This window comes from Ruegeria sp. CDSB117, from assembly GCF_059611005.1.
Window position 1 is genome coordinate 20,927 of record NZ_JBXWOS010000010.1, and the last position, 26,386, is coordinate 47,312.

Genomic DNA, 26,386 nt, shown 5'->3' on the forward strand with positions numbered 1-26,386 from the left:
CGCAGCATGCCCTCCCCCGGCTCAATGGGCCGGGGGACCCAGAAATATCAAACTCTTTTTCGAGGTCCGCAGATGAGACTTTTCGGATACGCTCCGGAGCGCGGTGCTGCCGCTGGTGATACAATGCCATTCTACCACGATGGCACATGGCATCTGTTTTTTTCCCAACCCCCCGTAGGCGCCTGGGAATATGTTGAGCGGGCGCGTGTCTCGACCGCTTATCTTCGGTCAGATGACCTCGTAAACTGGGAAGTAATGCCCGACGCTTTTGGTCCCGGCGCGCATGGCGAATGCGACGGTGATGGGATCTGGACCGGCTCTGTCATTGAGCACGAGGGCGTTTTTCACTTCTTCTACACTGGCTACAACCGTCAATCGGCCTCGCCACAGTCAATTTGCAAAGCAACATCGACCGATCTCAGGACCTGGGAGAAATCCGGATCCAACCCGATGATCTCCCCCGATCCCCGCTGGTACGAAACCGTTGATTGGCGAGACCCCTTTGTCTACCGCGACGAAGAGGCAGGGTGCTTCAAGATGCTGATCTCGGCACGCCTCAAGGAAGGTCCGCAGTTTCGTCGGGGCTGTGTTGCCGTAGCCACGTCCGATGATCTGGAAAGCTGGGAGGTCGGCCCGCCGCTGGCGTCCTCGATGCTGACGCATTGCCCGGAATGCCCGGAAATCTTCAAGCTGGGCGATTGGTGGTATCTGGTTGAAAGCCGCTACTCGGAACGAATGCAAACCGTGTATCGGGTGTCAAAGTCCCCGGATGGTCCTTGGGAAAGCCGCAAGCTCGACAGTCTTGACGGGCGTCGGTTCTACGCCGCCAAATCCGCCAGCGATGGCGACCGCCGCATGAGTTTCGCATGGATTCCGTTCCGCAAGCATCACGGCCCCAAACGTAGCTGGGTCTGGGGCGGAGAACTGGGCAGCCCGCGCGAACTTGTCTCGCTGCCAGACGGCACGCTGACCTGTAAACTGCCCGATAACGTGGACCAGAGTTACGCAGAGACCGTGCCCCACAAGCTGCGCCCCATGTTGGGAGACTGGACCAGCGATGCAGACCCTCGGTGTGATGCGACAGGATCATACGGATACGCGTTCATCGACGGTCCGAACCGGGATGACGTGTTGCTCGATGTAGTGATTGAACCTGATCCCGCCACCGAAGCTGTGGGTATTCTCATCGAACCCCGAGGCGGCGATCATCTGGACAGCGGTTACAGTCTTTCAATCGAGCCCATGAAGGAGCGCGTCCTGTTTGATCGCTGGCCAGCTGCGATGGATCCACTTTGGGACAGCCTGGTGCTCAATGAACGGCATGGCATTGAGGTCCGTCAGGAGATCGACAGCCCATTGGTCGAGCGCCCGCTCGCCTTCACACCGAAGGATGGGTGTTACCGGGTCCAGATCCTGCGCAACGGGTCGGCCATAGAGTGCTTTGTGGCCGGGCAGGTTGTTGCATCCTTCAGGGTCTATGACATCTCCAATACCGATGCCTGGGGCCTGTTCGTTCAGGAAGGCTCGGCGAAATTCCACAATCTCAACTTCCGCAAGTAAAGGCCTCGCCATGCCCCTCATAACCCTCAGACAATTGCTTGATTATGCGGCGGATCAAGGATTTGGTGTGCCGGCGTTCAACATCTCCAATATGGAGCAGGGCCTTGCGATCATGAACGCTGCGCGCGCCTGCGACGCACCGGTGATCCTGCAAGCCAGTTTGAATGTTCGCAGGGCCTATGCCGGAGATCGGATGATCGTCGCCATAGTGAACGCACTGGCGTCCATGTATCCCGACAACCCAATCTGTCTGCATCAGGACCACGGCCACGACGAACAGGCCTGCGTCAGCGCCATCGCTGCGGGGTTCACCTCGGCTATGATGGATGGCTCCCTGATGGGCGACGGCAAGACACCCGCCAGCTATGCCCACAACGTCGATATCACGGCCCGCGTTGCACAGATCGCACATTGGACGGGTGCCTCAATCGAAGGAGAGCTGGGTGTTCTTGGATCGCTGGAAACCGGCGAGGCGGGTGAAGAAGACGGGTCCGGGGCAGAAGGCAAACTGGATCACGATCAGCTATTGACCGATCCCGATCAGGCGGCGGAGTTTGTAGCTGCAACCAAGGTCGACGCGCTTGCGATAGCCTGTGGGACATCTCATGGCGCTTATAAGTTCACACGGGAACCGGATGGCGACATCCTGGCCATCAGCCAGATTGAGGCGATCCACCGTCGCGTACCGAATACCCATCTTGTGATGCATGGATCGAGCTCTGTGCCACAGGGATTGCAGGACCTGATAAACGCCTCTGGCGGTGAAATGCCACAAACCTGGGGCGTCCCCGTCGAAGAGATCGAACGCGGGATCCGGCATGGTGTTCGAAAAATCAACATCGACACCGATTGCCGCATGGCCATGTCCGGCGCGATGCGGCGCTTCTCCCGGGACAACCCGTCGAACTTCGATCCGCGGGCGTTTATCCTGGCCGGGATGGCGGAGCTTGAGACGCTGGTCCGTGACAGGTTCGAGAGGTTCGGGGCAGCGGGCCACGGGTGTAAAATCAAGCCGATCCCAGTTGCCGAAATGGCAAAGCGGTATGCTGACGGCGGGCTCGATCCATCCCGGAAGGCCGCGTGAGCCGGGCGCTGTTCATAGGCCGCTCGGTGATGGATGTCACCGCGCTTGTCGAGGATTTTCCGGGTCCGGACGGCAAGACCAAGGCATTGAGCAATGATGTGATCCCGGGCGGGTCGGCCTTGAACGCTGCCGTCACGTTTGCCCATCTTGGCGGACGGGCGGCGCTGGCCACATCGCTGGGCGCGCCGGGCCCAATGAAGACAATGCTGACGTCCGATCTGAAGGACAGAAACGTTACGGTGCATGACATTTGTAATGAACCGGACTATCGCATCCCTCTTTCGACAGTTGTTTCAACGCGGAGCCTTGGGTCCAGGATGATTGTCAATGGCGCAGGGGATGAGTGCGAAAAGGTGCACTCTCAAGAGGATCTGATCCTGACGGAAGGATACGGGTTGATTCAGATCGACCAGTACGAACGACATTTTATTGCGGCGCACGCTGACGCTTTGCGCGCGTTTGATGGGCCAATCATTTTGGATGGCGGTGGCTGGAAAGACTGGTCCCCGGACTTTCTAAAGCTGGCCGATATTCCAATTGTCAGCGACGTGTTTTGTCCCGAGGGACCGCGCGCCTTTGCCAATATGTGTGAAGAACTGGGCATCCATCGCTGGGCGATGACACGGGGTCACGCTGGGGTCGTCTGGCATGATCAGGGACGTCAGGGTGAGATACCCGCTTTGGAGGTGGACGTTGTCGATAGCTTGGGCGCAGGAGACATTTTCCACGGCGCTTTCTGCCACGCGTATCTCGAGACCGGTTCATTTGTAGATGCGTTGAATATCGCCAACCAGATCGCGGGTAAGTCCTGCACCCATGCGGGTACGCGGAGTTGGATGGATGCCTGAGCAGCTCGCCGACTATCCCAACCTTCTGGGCGCAATTGAAAAGCGGATAGGTGCAGGTCAACCGCCGCTCATTGTCGCAATTGCGGGGCCTCCGGCGACGGGTAAGTCTACGCTGTCCGAGCGGCTGGCCGAGGATTTACGTGCTGCCGGGCACATCGCTGCCTACTGCCCAATGGACGGGTTTCACAAAACAAACGCCCAGCTTGAGGCCGAAGGGCTTAGGAGCGTGAAAGGCCGTATCGATACATTTGATGGCAACGCGTTTGCCCGCGCGGTGGAACGTTTGTCCAAGGGAGATGCGTTCTGGTGGCCGCGATATTCCCGGCACATACATGACCCGGTCCCAGAAGGGACCCGGATCGAAGGAAACGAAGCCGTTTGCATCGTCGAGGGCAACTACATCCTGATGAATGAAGCGCCCTGGGTTCAAGCGGCATCGCATTTCGACCTGCGTATCTTTGTAGATACGCCGGACGATCTCCTGAAGCAGCGCTTGATGCAACGCCACGAGCGTAGCGGCAGAGGTGAAGTCGAGACGCGGGAAAAGATCACCAAGACCGACATGCCCAACGCGGAGAGGATCCGACAAAGTGCTACATTCGCCGACATCCTGTTTCAGGAGGTCGTCGATGCCTAGCACCCGACAGTTGATTGCAGGTCGCAAGCAAAACTCGCTATGTTTGAGCCAAATTGAAAGAATTGGGGTTCGGACATGAAGCTTGCTCAAAAAGGCCTGTCGATCGAAGGCATTCAAGGCCACAACAGGCGCGCCATCCTTGCGGCTTTGCACGACATGGGAGAGTGCTCGCGCAAGGAAATCAGTGTGGCCACCGGATTGGATCAGGCGACCGTCACCCGTGCAATTGCACCACTTATCGACAATGGCATCGTAGAGGAAGTGGGGCTTGTTCGCGGTGGGCGCGGCCGGCGATCGATCAACCTGGCCTTTGTCGGTTCCGGGCGATACATCCTCTGTCTCCGACTGCAGCGGCGCAGCTTTTCCATTGCTGCATTCAATCTGCGCGGTGACCTGCTGGAGACCAGTGAATTCCCCATCGCACGAGACGGGTCCGCCAAGCAGACTTTCAAAGAGATTTCCGAAATACTGGATCGCCATATTGCCAATTTGAAACAGGTCGATGGCATTGGCGTGGCAGTTCCTGGCCCCTTCCTGGAACGCGATGAACGTGTCATCCTCATGACTGAAAGTCCTCAATGGCAGGGCTTCGATTTGATCCCCGAGCTGCGCTCCCGCTATCCCGACATACCTGTACACTCCACACACGACGCCAAGGCGGCAGCCTTGACTGAATGGCGCCATCATGGCCGGGCGCTGGGGGCCAAGGTCATGTTGTATTTGTCTGCCGGTCAGGGGATCGGATCGGCGCTTGTCGTGGATGGCCATGTTCACCGCGGGGCGCAAGGTCTTGCGGGCGAACTGGGGCACACATCCATCAGCGTTGATGGCGAGCAGTGCAAATGTGGAAATCGAGGCTGTCTGGAACTCTTTACATCACGCATTGCGCTACTGCGCGCCATACGGGAGCGCGCGGAGGACGTCAGCGGTACAACATTGACTTCAGACGCTGATTTGTCTCAGGTCCTCGACGCATACGCGGCGGAAGACGGGCTTGCCAGCGAAGAGGTGCACAGGGTTGCGCGCTATCTGGCGCAAGGCATCACCAACTGCATCAACTTCGTCAATCCGGATCTGGTAGTGATCGGAGACGAATATGCCGGGTTCGGTCAAAGGTTTCTGGAACACATCAAGACCCATGTAAAAGCGACGGTTTTGCCAAGCATCTATGATGCCGTCGACATCGAGCTGAGCCAGCAAAGTGAAGATACTGTGCTGCGCGGAGCCTTTCTGGACGTACTTGCACAAACCTATCTCGGTTCTCCCAGAGCCGAGCCAGAAGCCCTTGTTGCCGAAGCAAGCGGATAGGAATGAAGGAGAACCCACTATGATTGACCAGACGGCTCAACCTCTTCTTTCGGTGAAACACGTTTCGAAGTCATTCGGTGGTGTCCAGGCATTGCGTGACGGCTCCTTTGATCTTCATCGCGGTGAAGTCGTCGCGATCGTGGGCGGAAATGGTGCCGGAAAATCAACGTTGATGAAGGTTGTGGCCGGAGCCTATGTTCCGAACGGCGGACAGATCATCATCAATGGCAAGGAAGTGTCCCGCGCTGAGCATAACGTTTCACATATGCAGGAGTGCGGGATTGAAGTCGTTTATCAGGACCTGGCGCTGGTCCCCAATATGACGGCACCCTACAACCTGTTCCTGGGACGCATTCCCCGCAAATGGGGGATTTTTGTGGATGAACGAAAGATGCGAGAAAAAACCCGTGAAGCCCTCGCGCAGCTCAATGTCACCACCGTTCAGGATTTGTCTCAACCAATCTCCTCCATGTCTGGTGGACAACAACAAAGTATCGCGATCGGGCGCGCAATTGCCTGGGGGAGCGACATCGTAATCCTTGACGAACCGACCGCTGCACTTGGACCGAATGAAACGGCGGAGGTCGAGCGATTGGTTGAGGATGTGCGCGACAAGCAGGGCACGTCATTCCTTTTGGTCAGCCACAATCTCGATCAGGTGCGCCGTCTGGCTGACCGTATCGTAGTGACCCATCACGGGGTCACATCGCGCGAATTCAAACGCGACGAGATTACCTCGGACCGGCTCGTGAAGGCCATAACTCTCGGCGAATGAGGAGAACGACATGACCGAAACAACCGCCTCCGGCCCCTTCCTGACGCCCAAACGCGCGGAAATGTTGCGAGACTATGTGCCTTTCATGGCCATTGTTCTGGTGATCTTGTTGTTCTGGGCGATCTCGGGCGACCGCTTCATGTCGATGCGCAACTGGACGTTCATCGCGCAGCAAACGCCTGTCTTGATGTTGCTGGCATTTGCACAGTTGATGATCGTGACAACCGGTTCAATTGATATCTCCATCGGATCAAGCCTGGCATTTTCGGCGTTTCTGGGGGCTCTTGGAATGCTCTGGTTCGGGGATGTGGGCTTGATCCTGGGTGTTGTCGCAGGGGGTCTTGTTGGCATGGTCAACGGCCTGATTATTTCACTGCTCAAGATCCCATCATTTGTGACAACTTTGGCAATGCTCATCATCGTGCGGGCCATTGTGATTATCGCGTCAGACGGCACGGCGATCTATATAACGGACGACAGCGTGTCAGGCGGCACCAACATCTCATCCGTTGCCGCGCCATGGCTTCTGTCGATGGGCAAATTCCCCGCGATCTTCATCCTTGCGGCGATTGTCGCGCTGTTTATGTGGGCCTTCTATGAGAAGACTGTTTTTGGTCAGCAGTTGCGCGCCGTAGGTGGCAACGAGAAAGTCCTCCGCCTGGTCGGGATCAATGTCACCACGTTCAAGATCAAGGTCTTTGCCGCTGCAGGATTGATGGTGGGGTTGGCGGCTTGCGTCAACCTGGCAAGGGCAGGGGCGGCGACGCCACAGGCGGGTCTGATGATTGAGCTCGACGCAATTGCTGCAGTTGCGCTTGGTGGTACGCCGCTGACGGGTGGCTATGGCAGTGTAGTCAAGACGATCATCGGGGCATTGACCCTGACGATCGTCCGCAACGGGCTGACAATCGCGGGCGTGCCACCATCATGGAGTCAGGTCGCCCTGGGTGTATTGCTGATTGCGGCCATCGCTATTTCGCTGAACAGAAGCAAGGTAGACGTGGTGAAGTGACAGCGAATGACATCGTGGTGTGGCTGCCGGAGCTGTGCGCTACGATGCCGAGGAATCGAATATTGGCTGCGTGCAGCCGTCGACAATCGCTACTGGTCAACAGCTTGCGCTGAACTTGATGCGCGTAACCATGGAGAAGGGCGTAGGTTGATCGCATTTACCAGCGCACCTATCGTGCCAGAGGTCTAACATCACGCGTTCCATAGCGTTGGAGTGATCCTCGGATGAACATGTTCGAACTTCGCGTACCCTTCTTTCTTCCGCTCTGGCGGCGGGTTGCCGTCACACTCTTGAGCGTTGGATGGGCGATCCTGGAGCTTGTAACCGGGAACTTGTTCTGGGCCATTCTGTTTGGCGCGATTGGAGCCATCGCGAGCTGGCAGTTTTTCCTTTCTGGTTGGCCCGACGAGGCGTCAGATCAAGAGACTAAAGGGTGAATAAAGGCGCTGTAGTCAAGCTTTGAACGTGACGCGTTTTCAGCAGAATCGGGGATTTCGAAACCGGAATTAGAGCGAGCTCTACTACGGCGACACAGCGGCGTAAGTGAAACTATGTTAAATCTCTTTGACCGGTCGCTGCGCACCTAGCGTCAAAATTGAACGCTGTTTAAGCTTCGGAAAGTCTTCTCAAAGGCGAAGACGAGCGGCAGGCGAAAGTTCCACAACTCTTAACCCGCTGTCTGACGCGACACTGACTTGTCCGTTGTTCCATGCATAAACGACCGCCATCGTTTTGCCCGTGTGGGCGTCCTGAACTTCAATGATCGGCTCGCCTTTTTTTGCTCGTTCGTTTTGTTGTTCTGTCGCCATCGTCAATCCTCGGTGTTCGTAGGCCCGGTCCTTCAATCCCAGCACAACAAGATTGGTAGGGCTCTTTCTGTTGCGTGGTTGTTGCCCTTCATCCCAAAGCAAAGAGCGGATTCTGGCTCAACTTTGAGAAGAGTAAGGCGGCTCGTTGACAATCGCACGAACCGGAACGAAACAGGATGAAACGGAACGAACCATAAGCGTGTAATCAATTGATAAAGCACGGTAAATATTTTGTTCCTCCGCTGAAAGACGGCAGCGACTTCAAGGAACTGTTCAAGTATCTGGTTTCTGTGGGAGCTGGCTTACCCGCTGACCAGACGGGACTTCCTGTGGGCTCATGGACGCCAGAGTTACTTGCAAGCACCATCTCTCAGTTTGACTCCAATAAGTCGAGCATCGAGCTACGGACAGTTCAGCATTGGTTTCAGGATAACGACAGAGGGATTAGCACCGACAACATTCGCTGGCTGGCGCGCGTATTCGGCTGCGGCGATCCTGACGCTATCACCGCGTGGAGGGCGGAACTTAATGCCGCCAACAGGCGATTGGCAACAAAGCGACGAGAGAAGCGCAGCATTCAAACGCGCGATTTGCAGTTTTCTTCTGGCACTGCCAAGGAAGGTGACCAAGACGCGATTGAAAACGCAGCGAAACGGGAAACACCGAGGGAGCCGACGAGTATCTCGGGACTAGCGGGACGAACAGAGGCAATGTTCAGCACCCATTCATCATTGGGCTTGCCGGCCGTGGTATTCGCCGCTGCTACAGCGCTGGGGCTTATGTCGTTTTCATTGAACATTCACAGTGTTGAGTTCAAACCCCCAACAGGTCCGACAAAGCAAGTTGGTTTTTTGTGGGCCCCAAATTGGACAGTTGTTTTCCTTGTGCTTCTGCCAGCGTATTTCGCAGTTTTGATCAATCTGTTGAGGCTGTGGAAAGCAGAATGGCGAGCTGACTTGGTGACAAGGTTGAGTTCCACATCACCACGAACCAATTGGGCAAGCAGAGTCACAGCGATGTCCTATGTGTATTGGGCGGTGTTTGTCGTGACCATATTGATAGCCTCGGCTTTCAATTGGATGGAAACACACCTGATCCCCTTGCTGACAGGGAACACAGGAAGTTGGCCGGTGGAGTGGGGAAGAATAGCTATATTTCAACCTGATCTGGTTTCCGTACCGAACGCAATAGCGTTTTCCGGACTCGTCTTCTTGCTAAACGCCTTTGGGTCTTACTTGTTCTTCGCAGGCCTGATCATCCTCTATTCGCTCACGGATGATTTCGTCGATTTTGCTGCACACCTTGCCCACGACAAGAGCCAAGAACTCCATCAGAATCTTGCAGAGATTGGCAGCTTGCTAATGGTTGGGATTTTCAGATGTTGTTCATTGGGTCTGATGATCACCATTTTGATGAAGCTTCAGGCGAGCTTCCTGCTTTCGGACAGCAGAGACATCGTCGGTTGGCTAACATCGGACATCCTGGCTCCCTTTGGTAGACGCGATGCCCAATTGAACGGGTATGACCTCCATCAGAATGTACCCGGTTTTTACTATAGCTTTTTCTGTTTGCTCGTGATTTTCGCAGTATTTGTGATTTGCACAGCCAGAATTCGCGTTGCGGTTACCAAGCTCGGCCTGCCGAGCAGCAAGAGCGCGGACCGAGTACCCGTGGTAATGATGAACGGGATCCTGCTCCTATTGACGGCAGCCTATTTGCTCATTGGTGTTTTTCCCGGCTTCACGATCCTCCTAATTGCTGCCCTGACCTTGGCTGCATGTTTCCTTGCACGACCCACCCTGGGTCAGCTTAACGCAATAAAATCGAGAGAATTAGATGCCTAAGACGAATGCCCTGGACAAAGCCCCTATTCATCCCGATGTCGCGGAGGGCCCATCCGATGCGAAAGCCTATTGGATTCACACCGATGATAAGGTGCGGCTTAGGGTGGCGCATTGGCCGACAACCAAGCTGTCAAAAGGCACGGTTTTTCTGTTCCAGGGGCGAACGGAAAACATCGAAAAATACGGGCGCACCGCCGAGTATCTGCATGACTTCGGCTATACGGCGTTCGCTGTTGACTGGCGTGGCCAGGGGCTTTCGGACCGGCTCACGGAAGACAGGTTGATGGGCCATGTTGTTCGTTTCTCTGACTACCAAAAAGACGTCTCAGCTACGCTTGAAGCAGCCAAGTCACTCAATCTTCCGCAGCCCTGGTTTCTGATTGGGCACTCGCTAGGGGCATGCGTTGGCCTACGCGCCATTGCTGAAGGATTTCCGGTATCTGCCTGCGCGTTCACCGCTCCCTTGTGGGACATAAATCTCCCACGGCTGCAGCGCCTCGGTGCTTGGCCTTTGTCATGGGCATTTCAAACACTTGGAAAAGGCGACACCTATGCCCCTGGGACGCGTGGAGAGAGTTATGTCCTGACGACTGATTTCAAGGACAACAGGCTGACACATGATCCAGATATGTACGAGTACTACGCGAACATTTCGGAATCTCTGCCTGAACAAGTAATTGGTGGACCGAGTATGGGATGGCTGTTTCAGGCACTCAAGGAAACCAGATCACTGTCAAAAAGGAAGTCCCCTGACACGCCGTGCATAACGTTCTGTGGTGCCGAAGATGAAATCGTTGCCATATCCGCCATACAAGATCGAATGGCGCGTTGGCCAGGCGGGAAACTGGAACTCATTCCTGGTGCCAGGCATGATGTTCTATACGAGACCCCGAAGGTTCGTGAGCACGTTTTGGCTCAGATTTGTGAACTTTTCTCCGCGTCGACAGAGGAAAAGCTGAAGGCGCCCAGCAAATCGATTGGGGATGCTCTGGTCTAGAACCAATCACCCATTCAGAAGTCAATTCTTCCTCGAGTGGAATTGATTGCTCAGCAGGCCCGCCCGAGTGCGCTTGTTAATATGGGACCAGCTCATAGTCATAACGCCCAAAAATGTCGGACCAGTCCACCCCAACGCCCCGAAAGTAGCTCGGGCAGTCTTTGCGGAGAGGTAGCCAATCTGGTCTTTGTCCCGGGGCGCGATCCGACCAATAAAAATTGGCGTTTTCGTCATAGGTTCCGACAACCATATCCAGGCGAGTGGAACATGGGCCTTCACGCTCACGGACTTTGTAGCTGTAATGTCGAACATGCCAAACGCGGATGGATCTGATAACGTCAAAGTCCGCTGACGATAGATCAACGCTTGCACGTAAAGGTTCGGGCAGGGCAGGAGAACCAGCCACCAGTTTGGCCAATGGTGTTCCTGTCGTACCAAGTGTTGACCACGACTCTGGCGTGAACGAGGCCTCGACAACAATTGCACTTTCTTCTTCGCCGGGCAGCTCAGGAGTTGTCGTCGCACTGACAGCCTTGATTGCTTCCAGACGTTGCATCGGTGTGAGCTGCGATGAACCGGAGGCAACGCCCATCGGGCAACGCCAGAGTTGCAGCGGCGGCTCTACCGGCATGGGTGTTATGCGCCGAATGAACTCCGCCCGTGCTGTATTGCAATCGGGATCACTCGGCCACCCGCCAGCGAGGCACAGAAAAATCGCGCAATCAATGGGGTAGGCGTGTGCTGGGGCGGAGACTCCGAGTGCCAGGGCAGATGTGCATCCAAGTAGCGTCATGCGAAACATGGTATGATCCTTTCAAGCAACAGAGACTGTATGAATCGTGTAGGCTGATTTCTGCATAAATTGTAGAACACATTATTTTCTGTTTTGCAAATTTCAAATTTTACATTATTGAAAATACCAGATCTAAACTTTCGCAGGTTTCGAAAGGATGTAAGAAGTCGTCCCATAGGGGGACGACCATGCCGCACAGAAAGAACTTCCCATTGATCACACAAGGCGAAGCACGTGACCTTGTTGAATCGGGTAAGGACTATGAATTTCGGTATGACCTAGTCGAGCTGGGGCAAAATGGACGTCCGCAATACATTTGCATATATCGCTACGATGGGAAGGATAACGTCCTCATCTCTGAGAGGGCGACTTCGCAAGGCGTTGTTCCCCGCAGACTGTCGCTATTTCCGGGCCTGTTCAATTTCCATACCCGTTTCAGACAGGGCACTGACATCACCCTGCACAAAGATCTTACGATCACCACAGATGGTGTACGTGGGCACATCAATCTGGATTTTGATAAAGACCCTGATCAGGACGATTCAGAAGACGACAGCGAAACTAAGTAGTTCGAAGGTAGACTTAGAACAGGCAATGGCTATTAGCCGTCTGCACCAAACCTTTTCTCACACAAACTTCGAAAAAGCATCAAAAGCCGCCGCTCAGCCGGCTTGGTATGGGGTAGGGCCTAAACCCAGTTATGTTTACTGCGCCGTCGCCCCAAGTTTTGGCTGTCTTCTGGAAGAGGGAGGGCACGGCGGATGAAAAAGCTCCTTCTTTCCTGCACGGTCATGGCCGGGCTTCTGATCACAAACCATCACCTCGGCCAGACGACCAAGATCCTGAGCGCCTTCGAGGTTGCCGCTGTTGATGGCGATACCATCGACCATGGCGACGATCGCTATCGCCTCGTCGGCTTCGACACGCCTGAAACTTACCGTCCGCAATGTGATGCGGAGCGGGCTCTGGGCTTGAAGGCGAAAGCCCGGCTGACGGAGCTCATCGAAACGGCCGGCCAAATCAAGCTGGTCATTGAATCGGATTTGGACGTGCATGATCGTTTTCTGGCGGTCGGACGTGTGGCTGGACAGAACGTCGGGACCATCCTGATTTCTGAAGGTCTTGCGCGACCCTATGGCGGTGGCATGCGCCAGTCCTGGTGCAGCTGATCGGAGACTAGAATGCAGCAAGAGGAAGGAAACTAATCGAGCAAAGAACGGTCCTGTCGGTTGTTGGCGCAATCGACAGGACCCGAAACGCCCCAAGCCCGGGGCATTCCACAACATCAAGAGAGAACCGTAAGCGATGAAGAATACAGCAACCCTCGATGCTGCTCCTAAAAAGGACAGCAAACGCGCCGGAGTCAATGGTCCTGACTCCGGAACGCAATAGCGACTTCTGAGCGGTCTTCAGGGGTCCAGTAGGCGCGCGCTCTGCACGCCAGAGCCACGCCTCATAAGACTTATTATGTAAACTCTACTGACCTAACTGCGCCTCAAGAGGTAACTACTGTGACCTACGATATTGCATCAAAATCCGCTCCAACATCTTGCAGTTTGAGAATTGAGCTCTCTTCGATGCATGTGGTGCTACACCGAAGAGAGAATGTGGCCAGGTCCGGATTGAGCCGCACCAACCACATTTTCGCAATCTGCAATCCACCAGATGCGACGTACCACAAGCTACTCAACCCAACCTATTCAAACCAAACCAAAACCCGTCCCGATCACGGATTTGTCAACACGCCTCAAAGCAGTCTGGGGGCACCAGAGTGACCCTGTTTCTGAATGGCAATCCTCTGGTGGTCGATAGCGAAGCGGGTCAACGCGCCCTGACGGTCGCGCATGGCGCGGGCACCCGTGTGGTCTGTGGGTGCCGCACGCCTGCCCCGGAAATGTACATCGCGGCAACGGCGGGCAAATTCATTGTCAAACGGATGCCGGGAACGGGGCCGGATCATGCAATTGATTGTGCGTCTTTCCTGCCCCCTGAAGAATTGTCGGGGCTGGCGAAGGTCCAGGCGTCGGCCATCACCGAAGATCCTGACGACGGCACAACCACGCTCAAACTGGGCTTCCCGCTGCGCAAAAACAGCAAAAGCCGCACCGCACCGGAACAGACCGGTGCAAAGCCAACCGAGGCCAAGGCCGCACCGCGCAAGCTAACGATCACCTCTGTCCTGCATTTCCTCTGGCATGAGGCGGATCTGGGCAAATGGTATCCGAGAATGGAAGGAAAACGGTATTGGGGAGTGATACATCACGCTCTGCGCCGGGCTGCGGCGGCGAAGATCGTCAAGGGTCAGGATCTGGCCCGCATCCTCTATGTACCCGAATACTTCAAACTCGACGACAAGTCCCAGATCGCCGCCCGTCGGAACCGGGTCTTTGCAAGCCTGCGTTCTGCCGGGCACGGCGCAACCCCGTTTGGTCTGGTGATTGCAGAATACAAGGGTTTGGAACCCACAGCGCATGGTGCGCGGTTCATTTTCAAACATGCGCCAGACTGTTCGTTTTTTGCTGACGCGGATCTGGCGCAGAAGTTCGACAAGGTGTTCGGGGATCAGCTGCGGCTCATCGAAGCCATGGGCTCCGGCCACGCCATCCTGATTGCCAGCTTCTCCATCGCAAACGCAGGTTATCCAGTCTTGCATGAAATCGGAATGATGCTGGTGACGGACACCTGGATTCCGTTTGAAGGCCTGCGCGAACTGGAAATGCTGAATGCGCTGACCGAACAGTCCCGCGCGTTTCAAAAGCAATTGCGGTTCAACCTGCCACTGGACGCATCGATCGCCTCCGCCGTCCTGCTGGATACGACAGATCCGATTGCCGTCTTTGTTGCAGACAATCCCGACGATGCCGGGGCGCTGGCACTTCTCACCAAAGCCTCTGAAGAAGGCCGGTATGCGAGCTGGTGCTGGTTTGACGATGGGCCGATGCGCCCGTTCCCGCATCGTGGCGCATCCCCCTCCAGCCATCACTCACGACCACCGGAGGGGGGCGCGGGCGAAACTGTAGGCAGCGCAGACGGTCAAAACGTGGCCAAAAGAGATCCCGAGGGCGCCTATGGAGTCCCTCCCCGCCGACAGGACGATGTCGCGACGGAGAGGGATGCTAATCAAACTACATTTGGGATGGGGTTCGACCAGCAAGCTCCCCCTACTTCAACCTCCGCAATGTCACAAAAGAACAGTCGGCCCACATGAAAAACGTGTTCAAACCGTTGCTGATTAGCCTCCCTTTAATCGCAGCACTCGCTTCATCTGCCCAGGCGCAGAATGACGAGGCCGCAATTTGTGCGGGCCGTGAAGGCCCGCTGTTGAGTGGAGGGCGCTTGCTGTGTGTGGCCGCCCCCGCCCGCACCTGCCTGGAACCGGCATTCCGGGCAGGTGCAATGGTATGCCTCAGATATGAGGACGGAGGCAATCCGGAACAGGTTGTCTCGAAGAACGCAAGCCCGCGCAACAAGGGCGAATGGGCCGATGAAGCGGAGCGCGCCGCCAAACGCCACGGTGTTCCGGTGCCACTGTTTCTTGCGCTGGTCCATCAGGAAAGCCGCTGGAATGCGAACGCGGTCAGCCCCAAAGGCGCACTGGGATTGGCGCAGCTGATGCCACCCACCGCCGCGGCTCTTGGTGTCGATCCGCATGATCCGGTGCAAAACCTCGATGGCGGCGCTCGGTATCTCAAGGCGATGTTCCTGAAGTTCGGCACATGGCGACTGGCGCTGGCCGCATACAACGCCGGGCCCAAAGCCGTCGAACGCTATGAGGGCATCCCGCCTTACTCGGAAACCACCCACTACGTCGCAACCGTTCTCGAAGGGGCCGGGTTCCCGCCCGACGCCTGAACACCCCCGTCCAAGGAGACTATCTTACATGAAACGCAACCCTCAAAATGTCGCTCCGCTGACGCTGCTGGCCCTTGTGGCGTTCAGTAGCCCGGTCATGGCGCAATCGCTGTTTGATGCGCCGGTGTCCATCCTGACCCAGATCCGGACCTTTGTGACAGGTGCCAACGGTATTCTGCTCGGTGGTGCAGCTATTGCGCTCGCTGGTATCTCGGCGGCCAGCCCGCGCGTGCCGGTCACATGGGGCCATTTCTTTGTGATCCTCGTGGTGCTGGGCATCTTCTACGGTGCGTTTGGCATTGCCGAAGCCATTCAGGGTTTTGCGACCTGATGAGCGACGACAACCGGATATTCCAGGCGATCACCCGGCCCTCTGAACGGGCCGGGATGCCAATGACGTTTCACATCGTAGCGATCAGCATCCCTTTGATGACGTTCATCATGACCCAGGGCTTTTTGGGCTTCTGGGGGTTGCTCGCCATCGCCCCGTCTTATGCCGCCGCCCGCTGGATCGTGAGTGTCGATCCGTATCTGCCGGATCACGTCGCCACGATGGCGGACTGCAAACTCTTCACCAAAAACAAGCCCTTCTGGGGCGGCAATTCCTACGCCGGAGACTGACATGAACATGCACCCGGAGATTCAAAAGGCTATGCCGTCCGCGCGCCGCGCCGCGCGCGAGGTACCGGCCACCACGCATATCCCTTTCGTGCGCTTCCTGCAGGACGGGACGTTCACAACCCGCAACGGTGATCTGGTGGCGGTATTGGAACTCAAGGGGTTCATCCACGAAACTGCTGATCGTGAAACCATCAAGGCCGCCAATGCCACGCTGGCCCGCCTAGCATCCAGTTTCGAAGACAATCGGACGGCTTTCTACAGCCATATCATCCGCACCAAAGTGAAGCTGTCCGACACGCTGCCCCCCTTGAACGGCCCCGGCTTTTCCGAAGACCTGGATCATCACTATCGCGCCCAGCTGGACCAGGACGAAACCTTTGAGCTGCGCCATTTCCTGACGATCGTTCGACGCCCTTACACAAGCGGCAAGCGGCTGCTGGATGCCGGTTTGCGGTCTTTCCGGGCGGCGGCATCAGACCCGGCCACCACCGCTGCCCGCACCAAGAACCGCAAGGCCCTGCATGTGGCGGCAGAACAGGCCATGCGGGATCTGTCGGTTTTCGGCACGCGTAGGCTCACCGGTTCGGAAGCGGATCGCAGCCGCACGCTGTCTTTCCTCTCGATGCTGCAAAGCGGGATTTGGCAAAAGGCCCCGTCCGTCTGGACCCATTTGGCCGATGCCGTGCCAAACGGGCGCATCACCTTCCGCAAAAACCACGTTCACAGCCTATCGCCGGGCGGGGACAAGGATCGCTTTGCGGCAGTCTTTGCAATCAACGCCTATCCGGAACGGTCAAAATACTACATGTTTGATGAGCTTCTGGGGGAACGCTGCGAGTTCATTGCAACGCAATGTTATGCGCCGATGGACCGTGTGTCAGGCGGCACCAAGATCCGCGATGCCGAACGGGGCATGAAAGATGCTGGCGATGAAGCGGAAACCCTGCAGAAAGACTTGAAAGAGGCACGCGACGCGGTTGCCTCCCGTGCCATGTCCATTGGGCGGCATCACTTCACTGTTTCTGTTCTGGGTGACACGCGCGAAGAGATGGAAGATGCGGCCATCCGCGCGAATTCCTGTCTGACGGGTGCGGATCTGCGCACCCGGCGCGAAGATATCGGGTTGGAGGCGGCGTGGTGGGCGCAACTGCCCGGCAACTTCGCCTATCAGACCCGGAGCAAAAAGCGCTTTGTCTCCGACAAGAACTTTGCCGACTTCGCCAACCTGCATTCCTGGCCGACGGGATCGCGGAAAAAACTGCGCTGGGGTGGCCCTGTGGCGGCGTTCCGGACGCTGGGCGGCACGCCCTATTGGTTCTCCTTCCACCGCGAAGGCTCTGACACATCCAAGGGACCAGGAACCACGGCCATTTTTGGGGCCACGGGAGAAGGTAAAACCCTGCTGGCCAACTTCCTCATGTCCAGCTGCTACCGCCTGTCCGAACACCCTCACCTGATCGCCTTTGACAAAGACCGGGGATCGGAAACCTTCATTCGAGCCATTGGCGGCACTTACCTTCAAATGAAGTCCGGCATGAACCTCGGCTTCAATCCGTTTGCTGTCGCCACCGATGAGGTCGGGATCGAATGGCTTGAGGGCTTCATTCAACGGCTGACAGGAGCGGACAAACTCACGCCGGAACAAGAACGACGGATTGCGTCGGGTCTTAGGCGCTTGGCCAATGGTGATCCGGCCCTGCGCACATTCTCGGACTTTGCCGACACGCTGCGGTCTGTGGATGATGCGGACGCGCCCATGCAGCTGCTAGACGCGCTCAGCAAGTGGCATGGGACAGGCAGCCGCGCTTGGCTGTTCGACAATGCTGAGGACAGTTTCAGCCTCGATCAAGCCGTGACCGCTTTTGACATGACGGCGTTGCTCAAGGCGTCGGATATCCGACTGCCTTTGCTGGATTACCTGTTTTATCGGATCGAGCGCAAACTGGCGCAGGGCAAACCGCTGATTATCATGGTGGATGAGGCATGGGCTTTGTTTGACGATCCCCGGTTTGGTCCACGTATCCAGGACTGGATCAAAACCATCCGAAAGCTGGATGGCATTCTGGTGTTCATGACGCAGGAGACCTCAGATGCGGCCAAATCCTCAATCTCGGACACGCTGATTCAGTCAACGGAAAACCGCATCTTCTTTGCCAACCCAAAAGCGGATCGCAAAACCTATGTTGATGCGTTCCGGCTTACGGAGGCTGAGTTCAGTGCTGTTTCGTCCATGCCACCCAAATCCCGTCTGGTGCTGATCAACGATGGCGACGGATCAGCCGTTGTCTCGACGCGGCTTGAGCTGCCCGAACAGTTTTATCGGGTCTTGTCCGCCACAGGCGACAGCGTTGCCGAGATGGACCAGCTGCGCGCCACGCATGGCGAAGATGGCTGGCTTGCCCCCTTCATGACCTCCACCCCCTCAGAGGAGCAATCCCAATGAACCGCCCCCTTGTTTTCCTTGCCCTTGGCCTGCCCCTGATTGGGGCCTGCACGATCGCCGGTGATGTCGTCGATCCACCGCGTGAGCTGAAGGCCAATTGCAACATCGCAGATGCAGTGCCCGTTCCGCAGACCGGCCTTGCCACCACTCCGCCGCTTAGCATCGGCAAAGTCTGACCAACCCCTGAAAGGACTTCATGATGAAAACCGTTCTCAAAAGCACCGCCGCAGCTGCAACCTTTGTCCTGGCCGGTATTGTCGGGACCGCCGACACTGCCAGCGCGCAGGGTGTTCCGACTTATAGCGCCACAGAACATGCCGAACTGATCGCCCTGCTGAGTTCCACCGGGGAAATGGTGAATCTTGATACTCAGATGCTGGACAACGCGCTGCTGCAGTTGAACGAGCTTCAGGAGCAATTGCGCCAGGCGCGAGCCACGCACAATGCCATCACCGGTGCACGTGAAACGATAGGCAACCTATTCAGCGGCGATATCACGCCGCGCAAGCTATCCTCGTCGCTGTCAACTCTGTCGATGACCGGGAATTCGGTGAACAACCGTCTCAGCAATCATATGGAAGAACTGAAAGTGGATTTCCAGCCAATGACCGGGCTGCAAATCTTTGGGCGCGATGCGGAAGGTCCGGCGACAAAATCGCATGATCTGGTGAGCGGGTCTAGCCTTGCCGGCCTTGCAATCGCCGAAGAGGGCTTTGCAGGCGCGGGCGAAGCAATGGAGCGCTATGACGGCTATCGTGAGCAGATTTCCGCGACCGATGATCTGAAAGCTAGCATTGATCTGAACACACGCATAGCGGTTGAGAACGGCATGATGCTCGCCACTTTGTTGCAGACCCTCTCTGCACAAGGTCAGCTGGACGCCGCAATCGTCAACCAGCGCCTGCGCGGCCAGGATATCGTCGCGCGCCAGGCGTATAGACCTGAAGGATCAAACTAATGCGCTTTTCTTTCCAAACAGTTCTCATCGCAGCAACTGTCGCCATCACTCTAGCGGCGGGTCAGACCGGCACTGCATTTGCAGAGCAAGCACCAATGACCGCGGATGAAAAGCGAGAGAAATCTCGCCTAAGCAAGGCTTGGAACGTGTCCATGGCGCGCAAATCGGCTGAAGTCCGCTTCATCTTTTCGGAGAAATGCGAAGCAGCATTCGAAGCTGATGAACCCATGCCAGAGCCGGATCTGCGGGTCACAGAAGAAGTCGAGATCGACGATGATTTGATGGGTATGACCGTCGAGCAAATCTCGGATCAGTACGGGCTTTCCTCTGACGCATTTGATGAGGCGGATCGGGCTGTGAAGGATTGCATCCGAAAATTCAGAAAGAGGAACGATGGGTCATGAGCATCAGAGATTTCCTTGTTGGAACAGATCAGAGTTTTGACAACATCATCAACGGTGGGTCGCAGCAGGTGTTCCAGGCGCTTGCGACCCCCAGCGCCCAATTCCTCACACTGTTGGCCGGAGCCGCATTGGCAGTCTGGGCGGTAACCGCAGCATATCGGGGCAGCTTCTCCCTCGATGGCTTCATAACTTTCGTTTTCCGATTTTCATTGTTCTATTTGGCGGTGTCCGGTGGCGTCCTTTGGACGCAGTTTATCTATCCGTTCATCACCGGGTTTCCGGTGGCTGTAGGGAACACAATCATCAGCGAATTTGGCGGGGGCGGAACGGCAGGGGGCATTGCAACGGCCTTTGCTGAGTTCGCCAACACGGCATTCAGAAACATCATCACCGCGTTGGGGTCCTATGGCGTTACAGACTATCTGGGCGGAGATGCTCTTGGTGTCGTCCTGATGGCTCTGATCGCCTCGGTCTCGATCCTATTCATGATTGTCATCGCATTGGCGCTGCTCGTCGCGTCCAAAGTTCTGTTAGCCATTCTGATCGCCATATTCCCGGTTATGGCAGTCTGGGCCTATCTCCGCAGTTCTGCAGAAATCTTCAACGGCTGGGTACGCGGCATCACGATGCTTGTTCTATTCCAGATCCTGCTCTTTGGCGTTATGGGCATCGCGCTCGCTGCCTCGGAGGGTACAGCTGACGCAGTTTCGGCCGGTGTTGCTTCAGGAGCCGACATACCTCTGGAGATGTTCAAATTAGCCGGAATGAGCGGGATTACTGCTGGATTGCTTCTGATCTGCCCGATGATTGCTCAGCGGATCGGCGGCGCGGCTTTGAACCTCGGCGAGTCACAGATCAAAGGCGCTAGTCAGGCTGGAGTGAAACTTCTTGGCGGCCAGCTGACGGGCGCGAGCTCTGGCGGCAACAACCTCGGCGACGTCTCCAATCAGCGCGCAAGTGCTGCGAATGAGGCCGATCGGCCATCAGGAACAGAAGCCAATAACCAGCGCGTTCGTGACTCCGTAAGGCGCGGGGCCGAACGCATGGTCGAAGAAGCCCGACGACGCGGAAGCTGATCAAAACGCATTGAAATCATTGGCGGGCTGGCCCCGCAACAGACGAGGAGTCACCAGATGCAACATGCAGCAGCAGATTTGAGGCCCGATCCGCTCAATCCTGACGGGCAGTATCATGGCTCTCCCCTGCCCGATACCACCACAATTCATGACGGCCACGACCGCTGGGAGGATGAACTGTATCTCTCGATGCAGCGTCGAACGCGGCTGGCCTATGCCGTCGGCGGGATCGGAGCGCTCATCGGCATAATGGGTGTTGCCGCCGTTATGGGCCTGGCTCCGCTCAAACAGCTTGTGCCCATCGCCATGACCGTCGACAAACATACCGGCCTGGTCAACGTGGAGTCCCGTCTGGGTAATCTCACATTGGACGATGACGAGTATGTCACCCAGGCCCTGTTGTTCCAGTATGCCCGTGACCGCGAAACCTATGACGCACATGACCAGCGCAATCGGTTGAACCTCGTCTACGGCCAGACATGCGGCGGGGCAGCTGAAGATCTGGCGGCGCTCTATGACGGGGAAAACCCCAACAGCCCCATGAACATCTACGGCAGCTATGGCCGCGTGGATGTCCGCATTCGGTCTGTCACCCTGCACAATGGAAATTCGGCCACGCTGCGCATCACGAAAAGCGCGCGGGCGCAACAAGGCGCGCCCGTCTCAGAGCGCAATTTTGTGGTGACGATGGTCTACGAATTCGACCGCACCGGAAACATGAAGCTCGAGGAACGATGGGAAAATCCGACCGGCTTCTGCGTGAACAATTACCGCCTGGATGAGGAGGCCCGCTGATGCTTCGTATTGTTTTGACCGCTGCATTGATGCTGGCCGTGGGTGCTGTCTCGGTGTCTGCGGAACAGCAAGGGCGTGGCACACGCACCGATGGCCGCATTAGGACACTCAATTATCATCCCGACGACGTTTACAAGATCAACGCCTATACCGGCTATGCCTCGACGTTCCAGCTGGAAGAGGGCGAGGTGATGGTTGATGAAGTCCGTGGCGACCCCAAGACCTGGGATTTCATCCCGAACACCGCGCGGGATGGGTTTGTCATCAAGGCAAAATACGCCACCCCGCAAGCCAGCAACCTCATTCTGGAAACCAACCTGCGCACCTATGTGTTCCTGTTGCATGCCCACAAAGGCGGTCCTCCAGGAAACGTCGGGTTCCTCTATCGTTTCAATTACCCGGATCGCAAAAAAGGATACCGGCCTCGGCAGGCCGGAAACATCCAAGCGGCATTCAACACAACCGGGCGGCCCGCCAATCTCCAATACAGCGCGAGCGGTGACAAGCTGTTGCGCCCGGCGGTGGCATTTGATGATGGCCGCAAGACCTACCTGCGCCTGAAAGAACAAAGCGTGCGTCCCTCGATTTTCACCATGGGGGCAGATGGCCGCGAGCGGCTGGTGAACTCCACTGATCTGGCTGACGGAACCATTGTTGTGACCGGAGTTTACCCGCGCCTGGTGCTGCGTGACGGCCCTTACGTCGTCTGCGTCTTCAACATCCCGCTCTATGAAACGGACCAGAATCGAGACCCGAACCGCCCAAGAGCAAGCAGATCGCAACAGGCTGCTGATCAGACTGGGGAGAACCGCTGATGTCAGAGCAAAACAAACTCCTGTCGGATCGCATCGAACCCGAAGAAGAGCGAAAGCGCGGCGTCAACCTTCCTATGATCCTAGGCGGGCTTGCCCTCGTCGGATTCATTGGGGCGGCGCTCTGGATCAATCTCGGCGGTGATGATGTTGGGCGTCGAACTGGCATCATTCCCGAGGTCAATCAGACACCCGATCCGCGCAGTCAGGGTGGCAGCTTGTTCGGAACAGTTCCGACGCAGCCGCTGGCCTCGGTTGAGCCGCAGCAAGATCCGCGCGTGGCGGTGCTGGAGGCCGAATTGGCAGAATTGCGCGAATTGATTAAAGCCGCACAGGCTGAGGAATCCGAGCCCACTCCTGAAGAACCAAAAGAGCCAACCGCCGTCCTGGACGCACAGGCCCTCGCAGCTCTGGAAAAGCGGGCAGAACGGCAAGAGGCGGCGTTGGAGGCGTTCCTGAAGAAACTGGAAGATGACCGACTGGCTGCAGAACGGCGACAGCGTGAACTTATCGCACGGATACAGGCGAACAGGCCGGTTACACAGCCGGGCCGAACTGCAGAGACAGCGCAAAATGGCGACACGGAAGCGCAGAGACTGGAAGCTGCTCGCAAAGCTGAAGAGGAACGGCTGGCGCAGCCATTGACCAACAGTCTTGGCGGCAGCAGCACGGGCCCGGGAGCAGGCACGGGCAGCAACAACAGCAGCGGCAACGACTTCCTCGATGCCGCTGCCTCCCGTTTGGTGCAAACGGCCCGGGCCACGCAGTTGAAAGATGTTCACCGCCTTGTTCCGCAGGGGCGCACGATCCCGGCCACCCTCGAAACGGCTATCTCATCTGACCTGCCCGGTGAGCTGCGCGGTCGTGTCAGCCGGGATGTCTGGTCAGCTGATGCCACAACGGTCCTGATCCCGCGTGGCTCAACACTAATTGGTGAGTATTCTTCGGATATCTCGCTGGGACAGCGCCGGGTTCTCGTGGCCTGGAACCGTGTGATCACCCCTGATCAGCGGTCCATCATGATCGGTTCGCGTGGCGTCGATGCGCTGGGGCGGGCCGGTTTGACAGGCAATGTTCAGCATCACTTCGGGCTCAAGTTCGAAGCGGCGTTCTTCATCTCGATCTTCTCGGGAATATCGAGTTTCGGAAACCGCACTCTGAGCGACAACGACCTGTCAACCGGTACAGATGGTTTTGCGAATTCCGGTCAGAGCGCGTTTGAGGAATACCTGTCCATCCCACCCTCGATCTGGATTGACCAGGGCGAACAGTTCAACGTGTTCGTCTCGCGGGATCTGTACCTGTGATCCCCTGACATTCTCGCCCCGCAGGAGAAAGCCATGAGCACCATACAGGCAAAGACCCACCTTCCTTACACGATTGCAGCTGGCGTCATCAGCATCCCGCTTTGGGCCGCACTCCTGATTGCTTGGAAAGTGAATGGCGACATTGAAACATGGCGGCCCTGGCTGCTGCTCAGCCAGCGCAATAATCTGCACCCGAAGGATTGGGATCTGGTGCTTTGGGGTGGCATCACGCTTGGACTGATGACCGGCGCGGGCCTTGCCTATCTGTTCGGCGGCATGGTGTTTGGCGTCACAGCAACCGATGCCCACGGCGATGCGCGATGGGCCAAGGCGAAGGAGATCCGCACGGCGCGGCTTGTCAGCGATTGGGGGCTGGTTCTGGGCAAGCTGGGTAAACCAGAGAAAAAAGCCCCGCACCTGCGCGCCCATACCGATGATCAAGGCACGGTGCTGGTCTCGGGTCCGCCGCGCTCCGGTAAGGGCGTCGGTATCATCGTCCCGACCCTGCTGGACTATCCCGGCTCGCTCATTGTCTATGACGTCAAAGGCGAGCTTTTTGAAACCACGTCGCGGCGGCGGTTGACAAAAGGCGACAATGTAAGGGTCCTGTCTCCGTTCGACGTGCAGTTCCCCAACAATCCGGATGGCTCGCTTGTCGGCCGGTCGCATAGCTTCAACCCGCTGATCGAGGTTGCGGCAATGCCAGACCTCGAAGACCGGCTTGTGCGGATCTCTGAAATCAGCTCGGCGCTGTTGGCCTCCAAAAGCACAACCGGCGCTGAGGTATCTTTGATGGAAGATGCCCAGGAAATATTTGAGGCCGCGGCGGCGATCGTTTGTAACGAGCCGGAACCCTCGCTTGGGCGCGTGCTGCAGGTGTTGACGCCGGAGGTCGCTGGTGACGATGAGGTTCCAGATTACAAAGCTATGTTTGCCGCCCTCGCCCCGCGCGCGCCTGATCCAGTCTCGAAAGGCGCGATGCTGCGCATGGCGGGCCAGGACAACAAGCAGTTGGGGATCTACCTGTCGGTCCTGATGGGCGGTGGTCTTAATGCGTGGCGCAACCCCGCGATCGTGCGCGCGACAAAGACCAATGATTTTGACTTTGAATCGATGCGTTGGGAACCTCAAACTTGCTACATCTCGATTCCGGAAGCGCATAAGCAGGTGTCGCGGCCTTTGGTGCGTCTGTTCATCCAATGCGCCATCAACGCGCTACGCCGACGGCTCATGGCTTCGGGTGAGGATTTCTTGCCGGTTCTGTTTCTGATTGATGAATTTCATTCGCTAGGGAAAATGCAAGGCGTCCTCGATGCTGTAACCACCCTACCCGGCTATGGTGGCCGGCTGTGCCTGGTCGTACAATCGCCGGCATCGCTGCGCGAACACTATGGCCCTGCAGGTGAGGAAATCCTGACTGAAAGCTCGCACCTGCATGTGTGGCTGACGCCCAATTCTGAGGAGACAAAACAAAAGCTGTCCAAGGCGCTTGGCAACAAAACGGTGACACAGAAATCCGTCTCGGGGCGCAACTGGTCTAAAGAACCCGGTCGGTCGGAAAGCTGGTCGGAGAAAAGCCGGGCGCTCCTAACACCTGAAGAAATCGGCCGGTTGGGCAAGGAAGAGGTCATTATCACCGGAAAGGGCATGTTTCCGATCCGCACAAACCGGGTGTCATATTACAAAGACCATCGCTTCAAAGCGCTGAACAACAGCCAAAAGGGCAAGCCCTGGCCGGATGTGCCAGTGGTTAAAGATGGGGTTGTGACACGGTATGATGAGTTCCTGAAAAGTGCCGGGTCGGCAAAATCGGCTGTGACCGAAGAACAGGAGCCTGGGCTGGCCGGCCAATCGCCCTTGTCGCAGCGTGCGGCCGTCACGGGCCCCAGAGACGATGGGTATCCTGATCACGATGGATATCTTGATCATGGCGTGTCCGGCTACGGATACTTCGAAGATCCGCGCGAGATTGCCGGTAACGAGGAAACACCCCTGGACCGCCAACTAATGCAAGCAATCGAAACGGTGAAAGCGCCAGGCTTTGCAGTCAACCTTGGCAGCCTCTTGAATCTGGCACCGGTCAGACCGGAGAGTGAGCCCGAACTTGCCGATCTGGCACGTCGACTCTCTCCTGACGAGCTGGTCAACAGGCTGATGCCACTGTTCAACGGCAAAAACGCGAAGATCAGTGGCCATTCGCTGCGTGGGGCATAAACTGGTAAGAAGCGGGACTCTCCAGACATTGGCCTTTGGGCATGTTGCTGACGCAGCATCCGTTTGCATCTGCGGCACGTTCGATGTGGCAGCGCAGCGCAAATCACCGAAGCAGCCGCTCGACAGCGCGGATTTGGCTGAGACCGAAACTGTAGTTTCGCCGCAGCCTGGTCTGACAACTCAGACGCGGATGGGGTGGATGGCGCCTGCAGCCAACCGTCGCGCTTTGCGGCATAC

At 56.9% G+C, this 26,386-nt stretch carries 27 protein-coding genes; 25 read left to right on the forward strand and 2 right to left on the reverse strand.

What is annotated here, in order from left to right:
• The first annotated feature begins 72 nt into the window (after positions 1 to 72).
• The 8 genes from AC2FJC_RS12640 (at position 73) to AC2FJC_RS12675 (ending at position 7,661) form a co-directional block, all read left to right on the forward strand.
• Positions 73 to 1,560 (forward strand): family 43 glycosylhydrolase, encoded by a 1,488-nt coding sequence (locus tag AC2FJC_RS12640; RefSeq protein WP_496739780.1) that lies wholly within the window; start codon positions 73 to 75, stop codon positions 1,558 to 1,560.
• 10 nt (positions 1,561 to 1,570) lie between these two features.
• Entirely contained in the window at positions 1,571 to 2,644 is a 1,074-nt protein-coding gene (gene fba, locus AC2FJC_RS12645; RefSeq protein WP_170432349.1) for a class II fructose-bisphosphate aldolase, read from the forward strand.
• Positions 2,641 to 3,492 carry a PfkB family carbohydrate kinase gene (locus AC2FJC_RS12650; RefSeq protein WP_496739781.1) on the forward strand — a complete coding sequence of 284 codons (852 nt, stop codon included), beginning with the start codon at positions 2,641 to 2,643 and terminating at the stop codon, positions 3,490 to 3,492. Before fba ends, AC2FJC_RS12650 begins: the two co-directional genes overlap by 4 nt.
• Positions 3,485 to 4,129, forward strand: a complete 645-nt coding sequence (locus tag AC2FJC_RS12655; RefSeq protein WP_496739782.1) for a nucleoside/nucleotide kinase family protein — start codon at positions 3,485 to 3,487, stop codon at positions 4,127 to 4,129. Before AC2FJC_RS12650 ends, AC2FJC_RS12655 begins: the two co-directional genes overlap by 8 nt.
• 75 nt (positions 4,130 to 4,204) lie before the next feature.
• On the forward strand, positions 4,205 to 5,437 hold the full coding sequence (locus tag AC2FJC_RS12660; protein WP_496739783.1) for an ROK family protein: 1,233 nt from the start codon (positions 4,205 to 4,207) through the stop codon (positions 5,435 to 5,437).
• 19 nt (positions 5,438 to 5,456) lie between these two features.
• Positions 5,457 to 6,212 (forward strand): ATP-binding cassette domain-containing protein, encoded by a 756-nt coding sequence (locus AC2FJC_RS12665; protein ID WP_496739784.1) that lies wholly within the window; start codon positions 5,457 to 5,459, stop codon positions 6,210 to 6,212.
• A gap of 10 nt (positions 6,213 to 6,222) precedes the next feature.
• Positions 6,223 to 7,224, forward strand: a complete 1,002-nt coding sequence (locus AC2FJC_RS12670) for an ABC transporter permease (protein ID WP_496739785.1) — start codon at positions 6,223 to 6,225, stop codon at positions 7,222 to 7,224.
• A 224-nt stretch (positions 7,225 to 7,448) separates the two neighbouring features.
• Positions 7,449 to 7,661 carry a hypothetical protein gene (locus AC2FJC_RS12675; protein WP_496739786.1) on the forward strand — a complete coding sequence of 71 codons (213 nt, stop codon included), beginning with the start codon at positions 7,449 to 7,451 and terminating at the stop codon, positions 7,659 to 7,661.
• Positions 7,662 to 7,850: 189 nt separating this feature from the next.
• Here AC2FJC_RS12675 and AC2FJC_RS12680 read toward each other — a convergent pair whose 3' ends face one another.
• Positions 7,851 to 8,033: a hypothetical protein gene (locus AC2FJC_RS12680; RefSeq protein WP_282153400.1), complete on the reverse strand. Its 183-nt coding sequence runs from the start codon at positions 8,031 to 8,033 to the stop codon at positions 7,851 to 7,853.
• 209 nt (positions 8,034 to 8,242) lie between these two features.
• On the opposite strand from AC2FJC_RS12680, the gene AC2FJC_RS12685 reads away from it, so the two are divergent.
• The gene (locus tag AC2FJC_RS12685) at positions 8,243 to 9,877 is read left to right on the forward strand and encodes an RcgA family putative transporter (RefSeq protein ID WP_496739787.1); all 1,635 of its coding nucleotides are present in this window, start codon (positions 8,243 to 8,245) and stop codon (positions 9,875 to 9,877) included.
• Positions 9,870 to 10,874 carry an alpha/beta hydrolase gene (locus AC2FJC_RS12690; protein ID WP_496739788.1) on the forward strand — a complete coding sequence of 335 codons (1,005 nt, stop codon included), beginning with the start codon at positions 9,870 to 9,872 and terminating at the stop codon, positions 10,872 to 10,874. The genes AC2FJC_RS12685 and AC2FJC_RS12690 overlap by 8 nt, the downstream gene beginning before the upstream one ends.
• A gap of 76 nt (positions 10,875 to 10,950) precedes the next feature.
• Here AC2FJC_RS12690 and AC2FJC_RS12695 read toward each other — a convergent pair whose 3' ends face one another.
• Positions 10,951 to 11,505, reverse strand: coding sequence for a hypothetical protein (locus tag AC2FJC_RS12695; protein ID WP_496739789.1), 555 nt, complete (start codon positions 11,503 to 11,505; stop codon positions 10,951 to 10,953).
• A 350-nt stretch (positions 11,506 to 11,855) separates the two neighbouring features.
• On the opposite strand from AC2FJC_RS12695, the gene AC2FJC_RS12700 reads away from it, so the two are divergent.
• From AC2FJC_RS12700 to AC2FJC_RS12770, 15 genes are all read left to right on the forward strand, one after another.
• Complete coding sequence (locus AC2FJC_RS12700; RefSeq protein ID WP_496699159.1) at positions 11,856 to 12,236, forward strand: hypothetical protein; 381 nt, start codon at positions 11,856 to 11,858, stop codon at positions 12,234 to 12,236.
• A gap of 192 nt (positions 12,237 to 12,428) precedes the next feature.
• On the forward strand, positions 12,429 to 12,836 hold the full coding sequence (locus AC2FJC_RS12705) for a thermonuclease family protein (protein WP_496739790.1): 408 nt from the start codon (positions 12,429 to 12,431) through the stop codon (positions 12,834 to 12,836).
• Between the two features lie 602 nt (positions 12,837 to 13,438).
• Entirely contained in the window at positions 13,439 to 14,875 is a 1,437-nt protein-coding gene (locus AC2FJC_RS12710; protein WP_496739791.1) for a DUF1173 family protein, read from the forward strand.
• The gene (locus AC2FJC_RS12715; RefSeq protein ID WP_496739792.1) at positions 14,872 to 15,519 is read left to right on the forward strand and encodes a lytic transglycosylase domain-containing protein; all 648 of its coding nucleotides are present in this window, start codon (positions 14,872 to 14,874) and stop codon (positions 15,517 to 15,519) included. The genes AC2FJC_RS12710 and AC2FJC_RS12715 overlap by 4 nt, the downstream gene beginning before the upstream one ends.
• Positions 15,520 to 15,547: 28 nt before the next feature.
• The gene (locus tag AC2FJC_RS12720) at positions 15,548 to 15,850 is read left to right on the forward strand and encodes a TrbC/VirB2 family protein (RefSeq protein WP_496739793.1); all 303 of its coding nucleotides are present in this window, start codon (positions 15,548 to 15,550) and stop codon (positions 15,848 to 15,850) included.
• Entirely contained in the window at positions 15,850 to 16,140 is a 291-nt protein-coding gene (locus tag AC2FJC_RS12725) for a VirB3 family type IV secretion system protein (protein ID WP_372579140.1), read from the forward strand. Before AC2FJC_RS12720 ends, AC2FJC_RS12725 begins: the two co-directional genes overlap by 1 nt.
• 1 nt (position 16,141) lies before the next feature.
• Positions 16,142 to 18,583 carry a VirB4 family type IV secretion/conjugal transfer ATPase gene (locus tag AC2FJC_RS12730; protein ID WP_496739794.1) on the forward strand — a complete coding sequence of 814 codons (2,442 nt, stop codon included), beginning with the start codon at positions 16,142 to 16,144 and terminating at the stop codon, positions 18,581 to 18,583.
• Positions 18,580 to 18,759: a hypothetical protein gene (locus AC2FJC_RS12735; protein ID WP_496739795.1), complete on the forward strand. Its 180-nt coding sequence runs from the start codon at positions 18,580 to 18,582 to the stop codon at positions 18,757 to 18,759. The genes AC2FJC_RS12730 and AC2FJC_RS12735 overlap by 4 nt, the downstream gene beginning before the upstream one ends.
• 23 nt (positions 18,760 to 18,782) lie before the next feature.
• A complete protein-coding gene (locus AC2FJC_RS12740; RefSeq protein ID WP_496739796.1) occupies positions 18,783 to 19,541 on the forward strand; it encodes a type IV secretion system protein in 759 nt (252 codons plus the stop codon).
• Positions 19,541 to 19,945 (forward strand): hypothetical protein, encoded by a 405-nt coding sequence (locus AC2FJC_RS12745; protein ID WP_496739797.1) that lies wholly within the window; start codon positions 19,541 to 19,543, stop codon positions 19,943 to 19,945. The genes AC2FJC_RS12740 and AC2FJC_RS12745 overlap by 1 nt, the downstream gene beginning before the upstream one ends.
• Positions 19,942 to 21,021 (forward strand): type IV secretion system protein, encoded by a 1,080-nt coding sequence (locus AC2FJC_RS12750; RefSeq protein WP_496739798.1) that lies wholly within the window; start codon positions 19,942 to 19,944, stop codon positions 21,019 to 21,021. The genes AC2FJC_RS12745 and AC2FJC_RS12750 overlap by 4 nt, the downstream gene beginning before the upstream one ends.
• A 57-nt stretch (positions 21,022 to 21,078) precedes the next feature.
• On the forward strand, positions 21,079 to 21,816 hold the full coding sequence (locus AC2FJC_RS12755; RefSeq protein WP_496739799.1) for a VirB8 family type IV secretion system protein: 738 nt from the start codon (positions 21,079 to 21,081) through the stop codon (positions 21,814 to 21,816).
• The gene (locus AC2FJC_RS12760; protein WP_496739800.1) at positions 21,816 to 22,631 is read left to right on the forward strand and encodes a TrbG/VirB9 family P-type conjugative transfer protein; all 816 of its coding nucleotides are present in this window, start codon (positions 21,816 to 21,818) and stop codon (positions 22,629 to 22,631) included. The genes AC2FJC_RS12755 and AC2FJC_RS12760 overlap by 1 nt, the downstream gene beginning before the upstream one ends.
• On the forward strand, positions 22,631 to 23,935 hold the full coding sequence (locus tag AC2FJC_RS12765; protein WP_496739801.1) for a TraB/TrbI/VirB10 family type IV secretion system protein: 1,305 nt from the start codon (positions 22,631 to 22,633) through the stop codon (positions 23,933 to 23,935). The genes AC2FJC_RS12760 and AC2FJC_RS12765 overlap by 1 nt, the downstream gene beginning before the upstream one ends.
• A gap of 33 nt (positions 23,936 to 23,968) precedes the next feature.
• Entirely contained in the window at positions 23,969 to 26,149 is a 2,181-nt protein-coding gene (locus AC2FJC_RS12770; protein WP_496739802.1) for a type IV secretory system conjugative DNA transfer family protein, read from the forward strand.
• Positions 26,150 to 26,386: the final 237 nt, after the last annotated feature.

Coding starts and splice junctions, on each gene's coding strand:
- AC2FJC_RS12705 (WP_496739790.1), top strand. CDS start 12,429: ATGAAAAAGCTCCTTCTTTCCTGCACGGTCATGGCCGGGCTTCTGATC.
- AC2FJC_RS12660 (WP_496739783.1), top strand. CDS start 4,205: ATGAAGCTTGCTCAAAAAGGCCTGTCGATCGAAGGCATTCAAGGCCAC.
- AC2FJC_RS12640 (WP_496739780.1), top strand. CDS start 73: ATGAGACTTTTCGGATACGCTCCGGAGCGCGGTGCTGCCGCTGGTGAT.
- AC2FJC_RS12665 (WP_496739784.1), top strand. CDS start 5,457: ATGATTGACCAGACGGCTCAACCTCTTCTTTCGGTGAAACACGTTTCG.
- AC2FJC_RS12670 (WP_496739785.1), top strand. CDS start 6,223: ATGACCGAAACAACCGCCTCCGGCCCCTTCCTGACGCCCAAACGCGCG.
- AC2FJC_RS12690 (WP_496739788.1), top strand. CDS start 9,870: ATGCCTAAGACGAATGCCCTGGACAAAGCCCCTATTCATCCCGATGTC.
- AC2FJC_RS12740 (WP_496739796.1), top strand. CDS start 18,783: ATGAAAACCGTTCTCAAAAGCACCGCCGCAGCTGCAACCTTTGTCCTG.
- AC2FJC_RS12725 (WP_372579140.1), top strand. CDS start 15,850: ATGAGCGACGACAACCGGATATTCCAGGCGATCACCCGGCCCTCTGAA.
- AC2FJC_RS12695 (WP_496739789.1), bottom strand. CDS start 11,505: ATGCCGGTAGAGCCGCCGCTGCAACTCTGGCGTTGCCCGATGGGCGTT.
- AC2FJC_RS12730 (WP_496739794.1), top strand. CDS start 16,142: ATGAACATGCACCCGGAGATTCAAAAGGCTATGCCGTCCGCGCGCCGC.
- AC2FJC_RS12655 (WP_496739782.1), top strand. CDS start 3,485: ATGCCTGAGCAGCTCGCCGACTATCCCAACCTTCTGGGCGCAATTGAA.
- AC2FJC_RS12675 (WP_496739786.1), top strand. CDS start 7,449: ATGAACATGTTCGAACTTCGCGTACCCTTCTTTCTTCCGCTCTGGCGG.
- fba (WP_170432349.1), top strand. CDS start 1,571: ATGCCCCTCATAACCCTCAGACAATTGCTTGATTATGCGGCGGATCAA.
- AC2FJC_RS12765 (WP_496739801.1), top strand. CDS start 22,631: ATGTCAGAGCAAAACAAACTCCTGTCGGATCGCATCGAACCCGAAGAA.
- AC2FJC_RS12755 (WP_496739799.1), top strand. CDS start 21,079: ATGCAACATGCAGCAGCAGATTTGAGGCCCGATCCGCTCAATCCTGAC.
- AC2FJC_RS12760 (WP_496739800.1), top strand. CDS start 21,816: ATGCTTCGTATTGTTTTGACCGCTGCATTGATGCTGGCCGTGGGTGCT.
- AC2FJC_RS12720 (WP_496739793.1), top strand. CDS start 15,548: ATGAAACGCAACCCTCAAAATGTCGCTCCGCTGACGCTGCTGGCCCTT.
- AC2FJC_RS12745 (WP_496739797.1), top strand. CDS start 19,541: ATGCGCTTTTCTTTCCAAACAGTTCTCATCGCAGCAACTGTCGCCATC.
- AC2FJC_RS12680 (WP_282153400.1), bottom strand. CDS start 8,033: ATGGCGACAGAACAACAAAACGAACGAGCAAAAAAAGGCGAGCCGATC.
- AC2FJC_RS12750 (WP_496739798.1), top strand. CDS start 19,942: ATGAGCATCAGAGATTTCCTTGTTGGAACAGATCAGAGTTTTGACAAC.
- AC2FJC_RS12770 (WP_496739802.1), top strand. CDS start 23,969: ATGAGCACCATACAGGCAAAGACCCACCTTCCTTACACGATTGCAGCT.
- AC2FJC_RS12735 (WP_496739795.1), top strand. CDS start 18,580: ATGAACCGCCCCCTTGTTTTCCTTGCCCTTGGCCTGCCCCTGATTGGG.
- AC2FJC_RS12715 (WP_496739792.1), top strand. CDS start 14,872: ATGAAAAACGTGTTCAAACCGTTGCTGATTAGCCTCCCTTTAATCGCA.
- AC2FJC_RS12700 (WP_496699159.1), top strand. CDS start 11,856: ATGCCGCACAGAAAGAACTTCCCATTGATCACACAAGGCGAAGCACGT.